Here is a 16,506-nt window from a genome sequence, read left to right as displayed (position 1 = left end):
ACGCACGACGCACGGTCGGCGCTGAGGTTCGTCCCAGGGGACGTGCCTACGATCCCGTCCATGCCTGTTGACGCCGGCTCCCGCCCCGGGAGCATCCCCGAGCTCCTCGCGCAGACGGCCGAGCGCCGCGCGCAGGAGACCTGCGTGGACCACCGCGGCCGGCGCCGCACCTGCACGCGGCTGCTCGAGGACGTCGACCGCCTCGCCCAGGGGCTTATCGACCTCGGCGTCCGCCCCGGCCAGCGCGTCGCCCTCGTCTGCGCCCTCCATCCGGAGGCCGTGGTCGCCGTCCACGCGATCTGGCGCATCGGCGCCATCGCCGTCCCGCACGACCCCGAGTCCACCTCCCGCGAGCTGCGTCGCGTGTTCGAGGACCACTCCCCCGTGCTGACGATCGCCGACCGCTCCGCCCTGGGGGCCATCCGGGATCTGCCGCGCGACGTCCATCCGAAGGCCGTGGTCGCCGTCGACCCGCCCCGCAGCGCCCGCGACATGGTCCGCTCCGCGGTGCAGTCGGCCGTGCGCGAGCAGCTGCGCAGCGCCGTCCGCCTGCGGCCGCGGCCCGTCTCGCTGCGGCTGCGCGCGCGCCAGCACCCGCGGCCTCGCGTGCTCGACCGCACGATCCCCTGGTCGATCGTCATGGCCTCGTGCCCCCTGGACGCCTCGCATCCGCGTCCCGGGCCGCATGATCTCGCGCTGCTGCAGTACACGACGGGCCCGGACGGCGAGGTCCTCGGGGCGATGCTCACGCACGAGAACCTCCTCGAGAGCGCGCGGCGGCTCACCCGGTTGTGGGCGGAGGACGCCGAGGCGCCCGGGCCCGTCGTCGCGACCGTCGCGCTGCACGAGGTCGCCGGGGTGCTGCTGGCCGCGCTGGCGCCGCTGTGCGAGGGCCGCACCGTGGTGCTCGCCCCGCGGCCCGATGACGTGCTGCCCGCCGTGCGCCGGACGCGCCCCGAGGTCCTGTGCGGCCCCGCGCCGGTCCTCCTGGGGGCCGCGCTGTCCTCTCCGGCATGCGCCGCCGACCTCTCCCGGGTCCCGCGGACCCTCACCCTGCTGGACGGCAGCTCCCCCGAGGTCGTCCGCCGCCTCGACCGCCTCACCGGGCGCGAGGCCGTCGTCGTCGACGCCCGCCCGGAGTGCGGCATCTCCTTCGCCGGGGTCTTCGACACGGCGCACGGACGGCCGCTGTGCCGCCCGCTCGACGGTGTGCAGACCGACGTCGTCGACCGCGAGCTGCGCGTCGCCGGACCCCAGGTGTTCCACGGCTACTGGAACCGGCCCGACGAGACCGCGCACGTCCTCTCCGGCGACGGCTGGGTCCGCACCGGGGCGCAGGTCGCGCCGCGCCCCGACGGGGAGCTCGAGCTGCTCGCCTCCTCCCGTTCGCGGATCAACGCGCCCGACGGCCGCACCGTCTCCCCGCGCGAGGTGGCCGCGGCGCTGCTGGGCCACCCGGACGTCTCCGACGCCGTCATCACCGGCGAGGACCTGCCCGACGGCGGGCAGGAGGTCCGCGCCCGCGTCGCCCTGCGCGCCGGCTCCACCTGCACCGCCGAGGAGCTCGAGCGCTTCGTCGCTTCCCGCGTCGCCCCCGTGAAGGTGCCGCGCCGCATCGACATCGCTCCCGGACCCGTCCGCGGGACGGAGGCGCCCGGGGCCGCGTGACGCGACCGCAGCAGCACCGCAGTAGCATCGTTCCATGGCGCGCTACCTCGACATCCACCCGGTCGATCCGCAGCCCCGGCTCATCGCCCAGGCCACGGCGATCCTGCGCGACGGCGGCCTCATCGCGTACCCGACGGACTCGTGCTACGCGCTGGGCTGCCTGCTCGACGCGCCCGACGGGCTCGAGCGGATCCGGCGCCTGCGGCAGGTGGGCAAGGACCACCACTTCACCCTCGTGTGCGCCGACTTCTCGCAGCTCTCCCAGTTCGTCGTCGTGTCCAATCCGGTGTTCCGGATGGTCAAGAGCGCGACGCCGGGCCCGTACACGTTCATCCTCCCGGCCACGCGCGAGGTCCCGCGCCGCATGGCCCACCCCAAGAAGCACACGGTGGGGGTGCGGATCCCCGACCATCGGGTCACGCGGGCCCTGCTGGAGGAGGTGGGCGAGCCGCTGGTGTCCTCGACGCTGCTGCTGCCGGACCTCGAGGACCCGCCCACCGAGGGCTGGATCGTGAACGACCTGCTGGGCACCCAGGTCGACGCCGTCATCGACGCGGGCGACGTGGGCACCGAGCCCACGACGGTGGTCGACCTGACCGGTGGCGACGTCGTGATCGCCCGGGAGGGCGCAGGAGACGCGAGCCGCTTCTGAGCCGCGCGCCGGGCCGTCGGACGACGGGGCCGTGCGTCAGGCGGCGGGTCCGTGCCGGTCGGTCCGACGGCCCCCCAGGACGCCGGAGAACAGCAGGATCCCGGCGGCGTACAGCGGCATCAGCCACAGCGCGTAGCGCAGCGTGATCGCGTCGGCGAGCGCCCCGACGATCGGGGGCGCGAGGAAGAAGCCCAGGCGGGCGAGCCAGCCGACGACGGTGATCCCGACGCCCGGCATCACGCCCTCCATGTCGTCCGCGGCGCGGAAGGCCGCGGGGAACAGCGTCGCGATGCCCCAGCCGGCCAGCGCGAAGCCGATCATCGCCGTGACAGGGTGCGGGACCAGCAGCGCGAACGCCATGCCGAGCGCGGAGAGGACGGCGCCGATGCGGGCCGTCATGCGGTCCCCCAGGCGGTCGACGACGGCGTCGCCGGTGAAGCGGCCGATCATCTGCGCGCCCTGCAGCGACACGAAGGCGAGGCCCGCGACGAAGGGGCCGACCTCGAAGGTCGAGCGCATGAACAGGGCGCTCCACGTGCCGCCCGCGTCCTCGGTCGAGCCCGCGAAGACGAGGACCATGCCCAGGGCCGCGAGCATGCCCAGCGTCCGCGGCGCGAGGGACCAGCGGCCGCGGACGGGCGCCCCCTGCGACGCGTCGTCACCCGCCGGGCCGGAGACCGCCGCACCGGGGAGCTCGGCGGAGGGCACTTCGGCGGCGGAGCCCGCAGCGGGGCCGCTCGCGGCGAGCTCGGCGGCACGCTCCTCGCGCTCGCTCGTGTCATGCCCGGGGAGCATCGCCGTCCCCGCCACCAGCGCGAGCGCCCCGAAGACGACCAGGCCGAACAGGCCCTGGATCCACAGCGGGACGCCGAGCTGACCGCAGGCCGCGCCCAGCAGTCCGCCGGCGGCCGCGCCCAGGGACCACCACCCGTGGTAGGAGTTCATGATGGAGCGGCGGTAGCGGCGCTCGACCCGCATGCCGTGGGCGTTCATCGAGATGTCGGTGATCGCGTCGGCGGCCATCGCCAGCAGCAGCGTCGCGGTGAGCCACAGCCATGACTGCGCCGTGTAGACGAGCAGGTGGGCGGTGCTCGCGACCACCTGGAAGGCGACGGCCGCGCGGGCCGAGCCGAGGCGCCGCATGAGTCCGGCGGCGCCGAGCCCGGCCAGCAGTCCGCCGATCGGGCCGATGCCGACGGCCAGGCCGAAGGCGGAGTTGCTCAGGCCGATGGCCTCGACGAGCTCGGGATAGCGGGGCAGGATCGCGCAGAACGACATGCCGTTGAGGAGGAAGACGAGCGAGACCGCCCAGCGCGCGCGGCGGACCTGCGCGGTGGGGCCGGCGGACGCCGAGGACGGGGAGGGAGCGTTCGTCGAGGTCATCACGGATGATCCTCCCACCCGGGAGCGCCGCTGTCCGGCCGGAGTCCCGGGCGCGATCGCCGTGGCCGTACGCTGGGGCCCATGTCGACGCACATCGCGGCCCAGAGCGGCCAGATCGCCCCCTATGTCCTCATGCCCGGGGATCCGTACCGCGCCCGGTGGATCGCCGAGACGTTCCTCGAGGATCCCCAGCAGTACAACGACGTGCGCGGGATGCTCGGCTACACCGGCACCTACCGGGGCGTGCGCATCTCCGCGCAGGGCTCGGGGATGGGCCAGCCGTCGATCGGCATCTACGCCCACGAGCTGTTCGCCGAGTACGACGTGGAGGCGATCATCCGCGTGGGCACGTGCGGCGCCATCGCCGAGAGCGTGAAGGTGCGCGACGTGATCCTGGGGATCGCCGCGTCGACCGACTCCGCGATGAACCGGCCCCGCTTCGGTGACGTCGCCTACGCGCCTGCGGCCGACTTCGAGCTGCTGCGGTTCGCGTGGGAGGCGGCGCAGGCCAAGACCCTGCCGGCTGTGGTCGGCGGGCTGTTCTCCTCCGACCAGTTCTACAACCCGAACACGACGATCGCCTCGACGCTCGCGGGCTACGGCGTCCTCGGCGTCGAGATGGAGTCGGCCGCGCTGTACACGCTGGCGGCGCAGTTCGGGCGCCGGGCGCTGGCCGTGTGCACCGTCTCCGACCACATCATCACCGGCGAGGAGACCACGGCGGCCGAGCGCCAGGAGACCTTCGACGACATGATCGTCATGGCCCTGGACGCGATCGTGCGCCTGGACGCGGAGCACGGGAGCGGCGCGACGGCGTCAGCGCCCACCGCCTGACCGGTTCTCACCGCGGACGCGACGAGCCCCGATGCGGATCACCGCATCGGGGCTCGTCGTCTCTGAGAGGCCTGTGCCGGGCCGACGTCGCTGGAAGGCCGCTGCCGGGGCCGTCTCAGGTGAGGAAGCGGGGCACCAGCGTGAAGGCGCCGCACAGCGAGAGCAGCACGATGCCGAGGCCGACGAGGAACAGCACCGGGGTCATCAGGCTCATGACGTACAGCCCGCCGATGAAGGCGAGGAACAGCACCAGGAACAGGACGATGCTCAGACCGAGCGACGCGCCCTCGGAGGTGGTCTCCGCGGCCTCGACCGGCTTGGCGGCGCGGTGCGCGCCCTCAGGGGTGTGGCTCATGCTGTCTCCTCCGTGGTGCCTCGAGTCGCGCCCATCCTAGACCAGGACGTCGCCTCGTGCTGTCGCCGCGTCAGGATCCCTGCGGGGCCGTCGCGGCCCTGGCGCTCGCACCGCGCCCGACCCGGCGCGAGCGCTCCGTGCGGGCACCGGAGACGAAGGCGGCGATCACTCCGGCGCGCTGCTGCCCTGCCGCGGCATCGGCGCCCGCGCCCGCCTGCGCCGCCGTCGCCGCGCGGGTCTCGGTGAGCTCCGGGTGCCACTGGACGCCGATCACGGGCGAGCCCGATGCGGCCTCGACGGCCATCGCGAGACCACTCGCGTGGCGGGCGACGACGCGCAGGGACGGCGGGCAGGTGCGGACCCCCTGGTGGTGGTAGGCGGCGACGCGCGCCCCGGTGCCGAGCGCCAGACCGGTGTCGCTCGCGGCGTCGATCTCGACGTCCACCGCGGTGACCTCGGCGAAGGCGTGCGGGTGCTCCGGGAGATCCACCGGGAGGTGGCGGTGGAGGTCGCCGCCTTCGGCGATGACGATCAGCTGGAGGCCGCGGCAGATGCCGAGGACGGGGACGCCCGTCCGGCGGGCGGCGCGGTAGAGGCCGAGCTCGAAGGCGTCCCGCTCGCGCTGGGCGGGGAAGTCCGTGGCGCGGGGAGCGGCCCCGGACAGGGCGGGGTCGAGGTCGGTGCCGCCGGTGAGGACGATGCCGTCGAGCTCGGCGACCTCGTCATCGGACCACGGATCCTGCGGGGCGAGGATCACCGCTCGCGCCCCTGCCTCGCGCAGGGCGCGGACGTAGTGATCGGTGACGGTGACGGCCTCATGCCCGGCCCAGGCGCCCTGCATCATGGCGGCGGTCCCCGCGGTGACACCGATGAGCGGGCGGCGGGTGGTGCCGTGGTGCTCTGCCATGAGAAGTCCTTCCGTGCGCAGGGGCCGTCGGGGTTCCGACGCGGTCCATGACAGCGCGGCCAGCGTTGCGCGCGCGAGGCGCGTGTCCGAGTGTGAACGGGGCGGCTCGGCCGCCTCGGCGGCGGGTGCCCCGGTCGTCCCCGTAGAGTCGACGGTCGAGCATCCATCCGCTGCAGAAGGACCCGATGAGCATCGTCATCTCCCCCGCCGCCGAGGCCGAGCTGCCCGAGTGCGCCCGGCTGATCACCCGCGCCCTGATCGACGACGCGGTGATGCACCGCCTGGTCCCCGGCGCGGAGGACCGTCTGCGGCGGATGACCGCGGCCCTGCTGGCTGAGCTGCGCGGGGGCGCCTTCGCCCACGGAGTCGTGGACACCGCGCGCAACGAGAGCGGCGGGCCCCTGCTCGGCGTCGCCGCCTGGGTGGCCCCGCGGCCGCCGCGCTGCACGCCTCGCCGCGCCGTCGAGCACGTGCGCGGGATCCGCGCGGTGGGTCTGCGCCGCATGCCCGCCGCGATCCGCGCCGACCACCGCCTCACCCGGGACCACCCGACGATGCCTCACTGGTACCTCGAGGACATCGCCGTGGCGGAGGGCGCTCGGGGCATGGGCGTGGGCTCCGCGCTGATCGAGCACGGCCTGGCCCGTGTCGACGCCGATGCCCTCCCCGCCTACCTCGAGTCGACGACGCCTGCGAGCAGGCGCCTGTACGCCCGTCACGGCTTCGGCCCGCTGGGGGTCGTGGACCTCGGCGGCGGCGCGACCGCGACGACCATGCTCCGGCCCGCCGCGATCTGAGACGGCGACGGCCCCTGCCTCGTCACCGCGGTCCGGGTGACGAGGCAGGGGCCGTCGGGTGCGCGCCGCCGGTGACGGCGGCGCGGCGGGGACAGTACTCAGGCGGTGTGGATCAGGCGATGCGTGCCGGGCAGGGCCGGTCAGGCGATGCTGATCAGGCGCGGGTGAACGTGATCCGCCAGGCCTCGGGGCCGCTCTCCACGTACTCGTGGGTCATCGCGTCGCCGAACTGATCGGCGATCTGGGCCAGCAGCGGCTTCGGGTCGTGCGGGGCCACGAGGACCATCGAGGCGCCGGCGCGCAGCTGGGAGAGCGCACCGAGGATCGCGCCGTGGCGGATCGCGTGCGGGATCTCGCGGGCGTCGAGCTCGGGCATGCCGTGGGCGTCGCCGCACTGGCAGCCGCCCTCGGAGACGGAGGAGATGGGGAGTTCAGTCATGCGCCCGAGGGTAGTCCGCATTCCTCTGCACGCAGTTGCGCCGGATCAATCAGCACGGGGCTCGTGCGGGAAGCATGTCGAGCACTGGCGGTATAGCGGGGACTGCGACGATATCCTCGCAGTCCCCGCTATAACGCCATCACTCGACGGAGGCGACCCGGCCAGCTCCACGGCCAGGCCCGTCCAACCCCACCGGCCGGGCGCTACCGGCATCCGCCCCGTCCCGTCACGGCCAGACCCTGCCTCACCCGGCGGCGACCAGGCGGGGCTCAGCCCGTCCCGTCCACAGCACGGCGCCCACCGACGTGGCCACGGTGGCGAGGGCGAGGACCTCCAGGTGCGACCACGGCAGGTTCCCCATGGCCGTGCTCACCGGCATCCCGGCGGCAGAAGACATGAGCAGCACCGAGCCGATCAGGAAGATCGCCCCGAACAGCACCGCGGTCAGCGCGTAGACCAGCCCTTCGAGGGCGGCCGTCGCACGGCGCAGCCCCGGCCCTCCTCCGGCCACCGCGAGCAGGGCGTCATCCCGCACGCGGTCGCGGCGGACCATGGCGATCACGCAGACGCCGCCGCACCAGGCCACCGCGAGCGGCGGGCCGAGCACCACGGCGAGCTCCGCGAGGGAGCCCTCGGCCCCGGCGACGGCGCTGATGCCCCCATCGAGGACCGCGACCAGGGAGGTCGCGACGGCGAACGGGGTGATCATCGTCAGCGAGCGCGCGCTCGAGAAGCGGCAGTTCGCGCGCGCCAGGCGCCAGACGACCGCGCGGGACGGCACGAGAGCGGTCCACGCATGCAGCAGCGGTCGCAGCGTCCAGCCGGGCACGAGCAGCAGCGCGAGGATCAGCAGCAGGCAGGCGCTCATCACCGCCCCCACCCGCTCCTCCGGGCCGGAGACCGCACCGGACAGCACGGTCACGAGGATCGCGATCGCGCCCCCGAGCGCCACGACGGAGACGAGGATCTTCAGCCAGCCGGTGCGGGCACGGCCCCCGGCGGACTCCCGCAGCGCCGCCATCTCCGGGACCGTCGTGGCACGCCGGGTGGGGCCGGCCGCGCCCCAGACGGCCATCAGCACCGTGAGGCCGAGGACGAGCGGGATCTGGCCCCCGGCGAGGATCGGCCCCTGCCCCACAGGCACCAGTCCGAGCTGGGCCCACTGCCACAGGACCGCCCATGCCGCCAGGTAGGACAGCGGCACGGCGAGGATCCCGGCGAGCAGGGCGAGTGCGAGGATCTGCCCGCGCAGGACGCGCCGCAGCTGGTGCGGGCGCATGCCCGTCAGGAGCCGTAGCGCATGCTCGCGCGCCTGGGAGGACAGGCACAGCGCGCAGGTGGAGCCGATGATCCCGGCCGCGGAGGCGACGGTGATGACGCCGACCGTGGTGCCGATCGCCTCCAATCCCTCGAGGATCCAGTCGTCGGGGGCGACGACGATCCCGGTCCACATGGCAATCACGATGCCCGCCCCGATGGCCGCGGCCACCGTCATCGCGATGAGAGCGGGGACCCACAGGACGAGGTGAGCGCGCAGATCGGCGATGATCAGGCGTCGCATGCCGCGCCTCCCGTCGGCTGCCCGGTCGCCGCAGCGGTCGCAGCGCCCGCGCGTCCGCTGCTCCCGGTGCCGATCTGTCCGGCCGCGCTGTCCTGCGCGGCCTGCGCGGCCAGCACCGCGGCCGCGATCTCCCCGGCGCCGCCGTGCATCTCGCGGACGATCCGGCCCTCGGCCATGACGAGCACCCGGTCGGCGCGGGCCGCGGCCCGCGGGTCGTGGGTGACCGTCACGACGGCCGACCCGGCGGCGGCGACGTCGGCGAGCCAGTCGAGCACCAGGCCGCCCGTGCGGACGTCGAGGGCGCCGGTGGGCTCATCGGCGAAGAGGATCCGCGGGGACGACAGCAGGACGCGAGCGATCGCGACGCGCTGCTGCTCTCCGCCGGAGAGCTGGGAGGGGCGGTGCCCGCCGCGCGCGCCGAGGTTGCCGCCGGCGAGCGCCCGGACGGGGCGGCCTCCGGACGGCGGGGCGAAGGTGCGGGTGACGCCGGTCAGGCGCACGGCGGCGGGCTGCTGATCGGTCGGGACGGGAGGTGCGACGGGGATGGACATGCCTCCATCCCACGCCGCGACGGGCCGCCGCGGAACGGGGCCGTCCACCCGCCGGGGCGGGGGAAACCCGACCCCGCCCCGTGCTCGGCCGCGGCCCCCCGGTCCCGCAGTGTCCGTCAGGTGCGCACATCCCTCCGGTCGAGCACGACCGTGCCCAGCGCGCCGATGGCGACCGCCTCCAGGAGGCGGCGCCGCCGCCCGATCCAGCGGCCGACGGCCGTCGCGGGGACCGGCGAGGCATCGAGCGCAGGGAGGGCCTCGGGGACGGCGGGATCGTCGGGAGCAGGCACATCGGCAGGCTATCGGAGGGCCCTCCGGTCGCGGCCGGGCCGGTGGCCGCGGCGTACGATGGTCGTCGGCCCCGCGGCCCTCCGCTCTGCGCGGGCGGGCGGCTGATGCATCCGCGGGGCGGGTTCCCTCTCCCCTGCCGCGCGAACCCCCGGCCCCTGGAGTCCTCCCCCATGAGCACGATCCCGCAGCCCCACGGCGAGGACGCCGCCCCAGCACCCGCCGGCCGTCCGGCGAGCAGCCCCGCATCCCGCCCGACGGAGGCGACGACACGGGGCCCGCGCGCGGCCGTCCGCGAGTTGCGGCACGACCCCGACGATCGCCCGTTCATCGTGATCTGGGAGGTCACGCGCGCCTGCCAGCTCGTGTGCAAGCACTGCCGCGCCGACGCCCAGACGCGCTTCCACCCCGATCAGCTCACGCTCGAGCAGGGCAAGACGCTGCTGGACGACATCGCGGCCTTCGGCAGGCCCACCCCGATCGTCGTGCTCACCGGCGGCGACCCCTTCGAGCGGCGGGACCTCGAGGACCTCGTGGCCCACGGCAGCGCGATCGGCCTGTCGATGGCGCTCTCGCCCTCGGTGACCGCGAACGTGACGCCGGACCGCCTGGCCGCGCTGAACGCGGCCGGCGGCAAGGCGATCTCGCTGTCGCTGGACGGCTCGCGCGCCGAGACCCACGACGCCTTCCGGGGCTTCGGCGGCACGTACGACGCGACGCTGGTCGCGGCACAGCAGGTGCGCGACGCCGGGTTCCGTCTGCAGATCAACTCCACCGTCACCACCCGCACGGTCGACGAGCTGCCGGACCTGATGGTGCAGGTGACGGGCATGGGCGCGCACCTGTGGTCGATCTTCTTCCTGGTCCCCACGGGCCGCGGGCAGGCGCTGCAGGCCCTGGATGCGGACCAGGTCGAGGACGTCCTGCAGTGGGCCCAGGACTGCTCGGGCTTCATCGCGATCAAGACCACCGAGGCGCAGGCGTACCGGCGCGTGGCGATGAAGCGCGCCACCGGGGACGCTCCGCCGCACGGCGAGCTGTACGACCGCCTCATGGCGCGCACCCTCGAGCTGGTCTCGGCCGAGGAGCTCGTGAACCGTCGTCCGCGCCCGCCGCTGGCGACGAACGCGGGCCGCGGATTCGTGTTCATCGACCATCTGGGCGACGTCTACCCGTCCGGGTTCCTGCCCTACGTGTGCGGGAACGTGAAGACGGAGTCGTTCCGCGGTATCTACCGCGAGCACAAGACGATGCTGTCGCTGCGCCGCCCGGACGCCTTCCGCGGCAAGTGCGGGGTGTGCGAGTTCAACCAGGTGTGCGGCGGCTCGCGCTCCCACGCCTACGCGGTCACCGGGGACATGCTCGCCTCGGATCCGACGTGCGCCTACGTGCCCGCGCGGTGGACGGCCGAGCACGCGGACGAGGACCCGATCACGGGGGCGCGCACGGCGCCGATCGCGCTGGGCATCACGCCCGTCGAGGCCGCCGAGCCCGCGGCGGAGAACCTCCGGGCGACCGCCGACCACTGAGACGCGCACGGTGCTCGGCGGGCGCTCTGTCTCGGTGTCGGCTCGCTGCACTGCGCGGGCACGGGCCATGGGGCATCCTGGAGCCATGAGCCCGAGCCGCCTCCTCACTCTGCTGTGCGCGCTCGCGGCCCTCGCGTTCGCGGTCGGGGCCGTCATCGCCCTGGGCGACCGCCTCGGTCTCCTCGGTGGAGCGCATGCGCGCGCTGCGGGCGAGATCGTCGGGGCCGAGTCGGAGACCGATTCCGACGGCGACACCCGCTACCGCGCCGTGGTCCAGTTCGAGGTCGACGGCGAGACGCACCTGCTCACCGCGTCCGAGACCTCGCCGTGGCATCCGAACACCGGCGATGATCGCACGGTTCTGTATGCCGTGGACGATCCCGATGACGCCTCGCTGCTGGGCGTGCGCGAGGTCGCGACGGTGCCGGGCCTCCTCCTGCTCGGCGCCCTCGCGTCGGCTTTCGTGCTCCGCCTGCGCGTGCAGACCCACGGCTTCCTCCGGCCCCGCGCCGAGAACGGCTGAGCCGGCACCCGCTTCTCCGCCCGCCACTTCGCCGCAGCAGGCCCCCGGACGCACCACGGGCCCGGGACGCTGCTCGCGTCCCGGGCCCGTGCCGTCGTGCCGAATACCGTCAGAGGCGGGCCGACGCGATCCTCGCGCCCTCGACGAGGGACTCGAGCTTGGCCCACGCGATGTCCGGGTGGATGCGCCCGCCCAGGCCGCAGTCGGTCGAGCCGATCACCCGGTCGGGGCCGACGATGCGGGCGAAGCGCTCGAGGCGCTGGGCCACCAGCTCGGGATGCTCGACGACGTTCGTGGCGTGGGAGACGACGCCGGGCACGAGCACCTTGTCCTCCGGCAGCACCGTCTCCTCCCAGACGGTCCACTCGTGCTCGTGGCGCACGTTGGCGGCCTCGAAGCTGTAGTACTGCGCGTCGATGTCCAGCAGCAGGCCGACGATGTGCCGTAGCTCGATGTCGGTGGTGTGGGGCCCGTGCCAGGATCCCCAGCACAGGTGGAAGCGCGTGAGCTCGGTGGGCACGTTCGCGACGGCCCGGTTGATGGCGTCGACCCGCTTGGCGGTGAACGCGACGTAGTCCTCGACGCTGGGCTCGGGATTGATCTGGTCCCAGTTCTCGGCGATCGAGGGGTCGTCGATCTGCACCACGAACCCGGCGGCGGCGATCGCCTCGTACTCGGGGCGCATCACGTCCACCCAGGCGTCCAGGAAGGCGTCGACGTCCCCGTAGTGGTCGTCGACGATCCGCGAGCCGGAGCCCGGGGACAGGGAGTTCAGGAAACCGCCGCTGTAGCCGTGGGCATCCAGCGCTGTGCGCAGGTTGGCGATGTCGCGGGCGGTCTGCTCGCGCCCGAGGTCGGAGTAGGAGACGGCACCGGTCGCGGCCGGGAACGTGGTCTGCTTGCCGATCGTGATGCCGGAGTCCGGGTCCTGGTAGGCGGCGGCGAAGCGCACCCAGTCGCGGCGGTCGGGCATGCTGGTCAGGCGGATGTCGCCGGGGGCGGAGCGGACGGGCTCGGAGGTTAGGTGGTCCTCGCCGGTCAGCTCGAGGCCGTCGACGCGGTCGAAGATGTACGACCACCAGGAGCCGTAGTTCAGGGTCGAGCCCATCGCGTGCCCGTATTCGCCGTCGTTGGGCAGCGAGATGCCGATCCGGCGCTGCTAGGCGACGACGGAGTCGACCGCGGCGGCCAGCACGGCGTCGAAGCCCTCATCGCGGACGGGCGTGATGCCGTCCTCGGCGACGGGACGGGAGGCGTTGGCCTCGATGAGCTCGGGCGTGCGCGGGAGCGAGCCCGCATGGGTGGTGAGGATCTCGGTCATGGGGACAACCTACGGACACGACGGCGCCCGGTCCAAGGCAGCGGGCCGGGCGCCGTCACACGACGTCACACGGGCGCGGGCGCAGGCACGGGGTCGGGGATGCGACCGTGCCCGGCCGCGCAGCGGTCAGGACGCGTCGTAGGCGTCCAGCGGCGGGCACGAGCACACCAGGTGGCGGTCGCCGTACGCCTGGTCGACGCGGCGCACCGGCGGCCAGTACTTGCTCTGGATCCGCATCTGCTCGCTCGAGTGGTACGTGCCGTCGTCGATGCCCCGGGACGCCGCGACGCCCGGGTACACCGCGACCTCGCGCGAGTACGGGTGCGTCCACTCCTCGACGGAGATCGACGCCGCCGTGTGCGGGGCGTTGACCAGCGGGTTGTCGTCCTTGGGCCACTCCCCTGCCGCGACCTTCTCGGCCTCCGCCGCGATCGCGAGCATCGCCTCGCAGAAGCGGTCGATCTCGGGCAGGTCCTCCGACTCCGTCGGCTCGACCATGAGCGTCCCCGCGACCGGGAAGCTCATCGTCGGGGCGTGGAAGCCGTAGTCGATGAGGCGCTTGGCGACGTCGTCCACGGTGATCCCGGTGCGGGCCGTGAACGGCCGCAGATCGAGGATGCACTCGTGCGCGACCAGGCCGTTCTCCCCCGTGTACAGGATCGGGAAGGCGTCGCGCAGGCGATGGGCCACGTAGTTGGCGGCGAGCACCGCCGAGGCGGTCGCCCGGCGCAGGCCCTCGGCGCCCATGAGGCGGATGTACGCCCACGGGATCGGGAGGATCGACGGGGAGCCATAGGGCGCCTGCGAGACGGGGGCGCCGCCGTGGGCGACGGGCGCGGAGCCCGCGACGAAGTGCTGCGGCTCCTGCATCGCCGGGTGGCCGGGCAGGAACGGTGCCAGGTGCGCCTTGGCCGCGACCGGGCCGACGCCCGGGCCGCCGCCGCCGTGGGGGATGCAGAAGGTCTTGTGCAGGTTCAGGTGCGACACGTCGCCGCCGAACTCGCCCGGGCGGGCGACCTCGACCATGGCGTTGAGGTTGGCGCCGTCGACGTACACCTGGCCGCCCGCATCGTGCACGAGCTGGCAGATGGTGCGGACCTCCTGCTCGTACACGCCGTGCGTGGACGGGTAGGTGATCATGATGGCCGCGAGCTCGTCGCCGTGGTCCTTGATCTTCTGCTTGAGGTCCTCGACGTCCACGTTGCCGTGGGCATCGGAGGCGACCACCACGACGCGCAGGCCCGCGAGGACGGCGGAGGCGGCGTTGGTGCCGTGGGCGCTCGAGGGCACCAGGCACACGTCGCGCGAGGACTCGCCGCGGGAGACGTGGTAGGCGCGGATGGCCAGCAGACCCGCGAACTCGCCCTGGCTGCCCGCGTTGGGCTGCAGGGAGACGGTGTCGTAGCCGGTGACGGCGGCCAGCCACTGCTCGAGCTGGTCGATCATCTCGAGGTAGCCGGTGACGTCCGCGGCGGGCGAGAACGGGTGCGGGGCCGAGAACTCGGGCCAGGTGATCGCGGCCATCTCCGCGGCGGCGTTGAGCTTCATCGTGCACGAGCCCAGCGGGATCATGCCGCGGTCCAGCGCGTAGTCCTTGTCGGCCAGGCGGCGCAGGAAGCGCATCATCGCCGTCTCGGAGTGGAAGGAGGAGAACACGGGCTCGGTGAGGAAGGAGCTCGTGCGGTGCAGCTCGGCCGGCCAGCCCTCGCCGATCTCGGCGAGCGCATCGGTCTCCCCCGCGGCGTACGCGGCGTCCTCGTCCTGGCCGTCCCCGGCGTCCGCGCCGGAGGCCTCCGCCGGGGCGAAGGCCTCGAACAGGGCCGCGATCGCATCCAGGCGCTCGGCGTCGATCGTCTCATCGAGGCTCGCGCGGACCGTGTCCTCGTCGACGAGGCGCAACAGGTAGCCAGCCTCGGCGAAGGCGTCGACGAGCTCGGCGGCGCGGCCGGGGACCTTCACGCTGAGGGTGTCGAAGAACGAGCGGTGCACGAGCTCGAAGCCGTTGCGCTCGAGGTCGGCGGCCAGGTCCGCGGTGCGCGCGGCGACCTGCCGGGCGATCCGGGTGAGGCCCTCGGGCCCGTGGTAGACGGCGTACATCGCGGCCATGACCGCCAGCAGCACCTGGGCGGTGCAGATGTTCGACGTCGCCTTCTCGCGGCGGATGTGCTGCTCGCGGGTCTGCAGCGCGAGGCGGAAGGCCGGGTGGCCCTCGGCGTCCTGGGAGACGCCCACGAGGCGCCCGGGCAGCTGGCGCTCGAGGCCCTGGGTGACGGCCATGAACCCGGCGTGCGGGCCGCCGAAGCCCATCGGGACGCCGAAGCGCTGGGAGGTGCCGACCACGACGTCCGCGCCGAGCTCCCCGGGGGGCGCCAGCAGGGTGAGGGACAGCAGGTCCGCGGCGACGATCGCGAGGCCCTTGGCGGCGTGGATCTTCTCGATCACCGGCTGCGGGTCCCACACCAGGCCCGAGGCCGCGGGCACCTGCACGAGCACGCCGAAGGCGCCGTCGGCCAGCGCCGCGTCCGCGGCGGCCGGGTCCTTGAGGTCGGCGACGACGAGGTCGATGCCCACGGACTCGGCGCGCCCGCGGACCACAGCGAGGGTCGCGTCGAAGACGTCGGCGTCGACGACGAAGCGGGGGTTCTTCGCGCGCGTCGCACGGCGGGCCAGGAGCATGGCCTCGGCCGCGGCCGTCGCCTCGTCGAGCATCGACGAGTTGGCGATCGCCATGCCGGTGAGCTCGGCGACCATCGTCTGATAGGTCAGCAGCGCCTCGAGGCGGCCCTGCGAGATCTCCGGCTGGTAGGGCGTGTAGGCCGTGTACCAGGCGGGGTTCTCGAGGATGTTGCGCTGGATCACCGGCGGGGTGAAGGTCCCGTAGTAGCCCTCGCCCAGCAGGGAGGTGCGCACGGTGATGTCGCGGGCGAAGCCGCGGAGCTCGTCGAGCACCTCCTGCTCGGTGGCCCCGGAGCCCAGGGCGTCATCGGTGCGGGGGTCCAGCAGGATCGTGCCGGGGACGGCGCGCTCCAGGAGCTCCTCGAGATCGCTCACGCCCAGGGCCTGGAGCATCCGCGCCTGCGCGCTATCGTCGGTGCCGATGTGGCGGCGGGCGAAGGAATCGTGGTCGGTGGCGCCCATGGGGACGGCTGTTCCTCTCGTCGGACGGCGGCACGACGGGCGTCGGGCCGGTCATGGGGCCGGGGCCGCGCGGAGGCGGCCCCGGCGGGGAGCGGCCGCGGCGTCGCGGCCGGCGGGGATCAGGCCCCGGTCAGCTCGGCGTAGGCGTCGGCGTCCATGAGATCGGCCGGCAGCTCGGTGAACTGCACGCGCACCAGCCAGCCCTCGTCGAACGGCGAGGCGTTGACCGTCTCGGGGGCGTCGACGACGGCGGCGTTCGCCTCGAGGACGGTGCCGTCGATCGGCGAGTACAGCTCGGAGACCGACTTGGTGGACTCGATCTCGCCCATCTCGGAGCCGGCGATCAGCTCCGTTCCCTCCTCGGGCAGGTCGACGTAGACAACGTCGCCGAGCTGCCCGGCGGCGAAGGCGGTGACGCCGATGGTGGCGACGCCCTCGGAGTCGACGCGGACCCACTCGTGGTCCTTGGAGTACTTGAGGTCTTCGGTGGCGGCCATGGGGCTTCCTCTCATCGGGGGAGTTCCCGCCCGCGGTCGCGGGCGTTCGGTCGGGTGCTGCGA

The 16,506-nt window shown here is 73.9% G+C and carries 15 protein-coding genes and 1 pseudogene; 6 read left to right on the top strand and 10 right to left on the bottom strand.

The window, feature by feature from the left end; genetic code table 11:
* Positions 1-60: 60 nt before the first annotated feature.
* Positions 61-1,668: an AMP-binding protein gene (locus tag FM110_RS07310; protein WP_087104065.1), complete on the top strand. Its 1,608-nt coding sequence runs from the start codon at positions 61-63 to the stop codon at positions 1,666-1,668.
* A 34-nt stretch (positions 1,669-1,702) separates the two neighbouring features.
* A complete protein-coding gene (locus FM110_RS07305) occupies positions 1,703-2,320 on the top strand; it encodes an L-threonylcarbamoyladenylate synthase (RefSeq protein WP_087104063.1) in 618 nt (205 codons plus the stop codon).
* Positions 2,321-2,356: 36 nt separating this feature from the next.
* Here the strand turns inward: FM110_RS07305 and FM110_RS07300 are convergent, their stop codons facing one another.
* The gene (locus FM110_RS07300) at positions 2,357-3,703 is read right to left on the bottom strand and encodes an MFS transporter (protein WP_087104061.1); all 1,347 of its coding nucleotides are present in this window, start codon (positions 3,701-3,703) and stop codon (positions 2,357-2,359) included.
* Positions 3,704-3,784: 81 nt separating this feature from the next.
* On the opposite strand from FM110_RS07300, the gene deoD reads away from it, so the two are divergent.
* On the top strand, positions 3,785-4,537 hold the full coding sequence (gene deoD, locus FM110_RS07295) for a purine-nucleoside phosphorylase (RefSeq protein ID WP_087104059.1): 753 nt from the start codon (positions 3,785-3,787) through the stop codon (positions 4,535-4,537).
* A gap of 115 nt (positions 4,538-4,652) precedes the next feature.
* On the opposite strand, the gene FM110_RS07290 is transcribed toward deoD, so the two are convergent.
* The gene (locus FM110_RS07290; RefSeq protein WP_087104057.1) at positions 4,653-4,892 is read right to left on the bottom strand and encodes a hypothetical protein; all 240 of its coding nucleotides are present in this window, start codon (positions 4,890-4,892) and stop codon (positions 4,653-4,655) included.
* A gap of 70 nt (positions 4,893-4,962) precedes the next feature.
* Positions 4,963-5,799, bottom strand: coding sequence for a gamma-glutamyl-gamma-aminobutyrate hydrolase family protein (locus FM110_RS07285; RefSeq protein WP_087104055.1), 837 nt, complete (start codon positions 5,797-5,799; stop codon positions 4,963-4,965).
* Between the two features lie 185 nt (positions 5,800-5,984).
* On the opposite strand from FM110_RS07285, the gene FM110_RS07280 reads away from it, so the two are divergent.
* Positions 5,985-6,596, top strand: coding sequence for a GNAT family N-acetyltransferase (locus FM110_RS07280; protein WP_087104053.1), 612 nt, complete (start codon positions 5,985-5,987; stop codon positions 6,594-6,596).
* Between the two features lie 154 nt (positions 6,597-6,750).
* On the opposite strand, the gene FM110_RS07275 is transcribed toward FM110_RS07280, so the two are convergent.
* The 4 genes from FM110_RS07275 to FM110_RS14120 all read right to left on the bottom strand — a co-directional run bounded on the left by FM110_RS07275 (position 6,751) and on the right by FM110_RS14120 (position 9,437).
* Positions 6,751-7,035: a DUF2249 domain-containing protein gene (locus FM110_RS07275; protein WP_087104051.1), complete on the bottom strand. Its 285-nt coding sequence runs from the start codon at positions 7,033-7,035 to the stop codon at positions 6,751-6,753.
* Between the two features lie 244 nt (positions 7,036-7,279).
* Positions 7,280-8,596: an FtsX-like permease family protein gene (locus tag FM110_RS07270; RefSeq protein WP_087104049.1), complete on the bottom strand. Its 1,317-nt coding sequence runs from the start codon at positions 8,594-8,596 to the stop codon at positions 7,280-7,282.
* Positions 8,584-9,147 (bottom strand): ATP-binding cassette domain-containing protein, encoded by a 564-nt coding sequence (locus FM110_RS07265; protein WP_087104047.1) that lies wholly within the window; start codon positions 9,145-9,147, stop codon positions 8,584-8,586. Before FM110_RS07265 ends, FM110_RS07270 begins: the two co-directional genes overlap by 13 nt.
* Before the next feature lie 116 nt (positions 9,148-9,263).
* Positions 9,264-9,437 carry a hypothetical protein gene (locus FM110_RS14120; protein WP_159458005.1) on the bottom strand — a complete coding sequence of 58 codons (174 nt, stop codon included), beginning with the start codon at positions 9,435-9,437 and terminating at the stop codon, positions 9,264-9,266.
* A 171-nt stretch (positions 9,438-9,608) separates the two neighbouring features.
* On the opposite strand from FM110_RS14120, the gene FM110_RS07260 reads away from it, so the two are divergent.
* Positions 9,609-10,964 (top strand): TIGR04053 family radical SAM/SPASM domain-containing protein, encoded by a 1,356-nt coding sequence (locus tag FM110_RS07260; protein WP_087104045.1) that lies wholly within the window; start codon positions 9,609-9,611, stop codon positions 10,962-10,964.
* An 85-nt stretch (positions 10,965-11,049) separates the two neighbouring features.
* Entirely contained in the window at positions 11,050-11,487 is a 438-nt protein-coding gene (locus FM110_RS07255) for a DUF3592 domain-containing protein (RefSeq protein WP_087104043.1), read from the top strand.
* Between the two features lie 109 nt (positions 11,488-11,596).
* Here the strand turns inward: FM110_RS07255 and FM110_RS07250 are convergent.
* The 3 genes and pseudogenes from FM110_RS07250 to gcvH all read right to left on the bottom strand — a co-directional run bounded on the left by FM110_RS07250 (position 11,597) and on the right by gcvH (position 16,443).
* A pseudogene (locus FM110_RS07250) lies at positions 11,597-12,808 on the bottom strand (cobalamin-independent methionine synthase II family protein).
* Between the two features lie 126 nt (positions 12,809-12,934).
* Positions 12,935-15,946: an aminomethyl-transferring glycine dehydrogenase gene (gene gcvP / locus FM110_RS07245; protein ID WP_087104041.1), complete on the bottom strand. Its 3,012-nt coding sequence runs from the start codon at positions 15,944-15,946 to the stop codon at positions 12,935-12,937.
* 119 nt (positions 15,947-16,065) lie between these two features.
* Positions 16,066-16,443 carry a glycine cleavage system protein GcvH gene (gene gcvH, locus FM110_RS07240; protein ID WP_087104039.1) on the bottom strand — a complete coding sequence of 126 codons (378 nt, stop codon included), beginning with the start codon at positions 16,441-16,443 and terminating at the stop codon, positions 16,066-16,068.
* Between the last annotated feature and the right edge of the window lie 63 nt (positions 16,444-16,506).

The sequence above is a fragment of the Brachybacterium nesterenkovii genome (assembly GCF_900163655.1).
GTDB lineage: Bacteria > Actinomycetota > Actinomycetes > Actinomycetales > Dermabacteraceae > Brachybacterium > Brachybacterium nesterenkovii.
This window is presented reverse-complemented; position numbering and strand designations above follow the sequence as displayed.

Coding starts and splice junctions, on each gene's coding strand:
- gcvH (WP_087104039.1), bottom strand. CDS start 16,443: ATGGCCGCCACCGAAGACCTCAAGTACTCCAAGGACCACGAGTGGGTC.
- FM110_RS07310 (WP_087104065.1), top strand. CDS start 61: ATGCCTGTTGACGCCGGCTCCCGCCCCGGGAGCATCCCCGAGCTCCTC.
- deoD (WP_087104059.1), top strand. CDS start 3,785: ATGTCGACGCACATCGCGGCCCAGAGCGGCCAGATCGCCCCCTATGTC.
- FM110_RS07260 (WP_087104045.1), top strand. CDS start 9,609: ATGAGCACGATCCCGCAGCCCCACGGCGAGGACGCCGCCCCAGCACCC.
- FM110_RS07265 (WP_087104047.1), bottom strand. CDS start 9,147: ATGTCCATCCCCGTCGCACCTCCCGTCCCGACCGATCAGCAGCCCGCC.
- FM110_RS07305 (WP_087104063.1), top strand. CDS start 1,703: ATGGCGCGCTACCTCGACATCCACCCGGTCGATCCGCAGCCCCGGCTC.
- gcvP (WP_087104041.1), bottom strand. CDS start 15,946: ATGGGCGCCACCGACCACGATTCCTTCGCCCGCCGCCACATCGGCACC.
- FM110_RS07270 (WP_087104049.1), bottom strand. CDS start 8,596: ATGCGACGCCTGATCATCGCCGATCTGCGCGCTCACCTCGTCCTGTGG.
- FM110_RS07290 (WP_087104057.1), bottom strand. CDS start 4,892: ATGAGCCACACCCCTGAGGGCGCGCACCGCGCCGCCAAGCCGGTCGAG.
- FM110_RS07255 (WP_087104043.1), top strand. CDS start 11,050: ATGAGCCCGAGCCGCCTCCTCACTCTGCTGTGCGCGCTCGCGGCCCTC.
- FM110_RS07275 (WP_087104051.1), bottom strand. CDS start 7,035: ATGACTGAACTCCCCATCTCCTCCGTCTCCGAGGGCGGCTGCCAGTGC.
- FM110_RS07280 (WP_087104053.1), top strand. CDS start 5,985: ATGAGCATCGTCATCTCCCCCGCCGCCGAGGCCGAGCTGCCCGAGTGC.
- FM110_RS07285 (WP_087104055.1), bottom strand. CDS start 5,799: ATGGCAGAGCACCACGGCACCACCCGCCGCCCGCTCATCGGTGTCACC.
- FM110_RS07300 (WP_087104061.1), bottom strand. CDS start 3,703: ATGACCTCGACGAACGCTCCCTCCCCGTCCTCGGCGTCCGCCGGCCCC.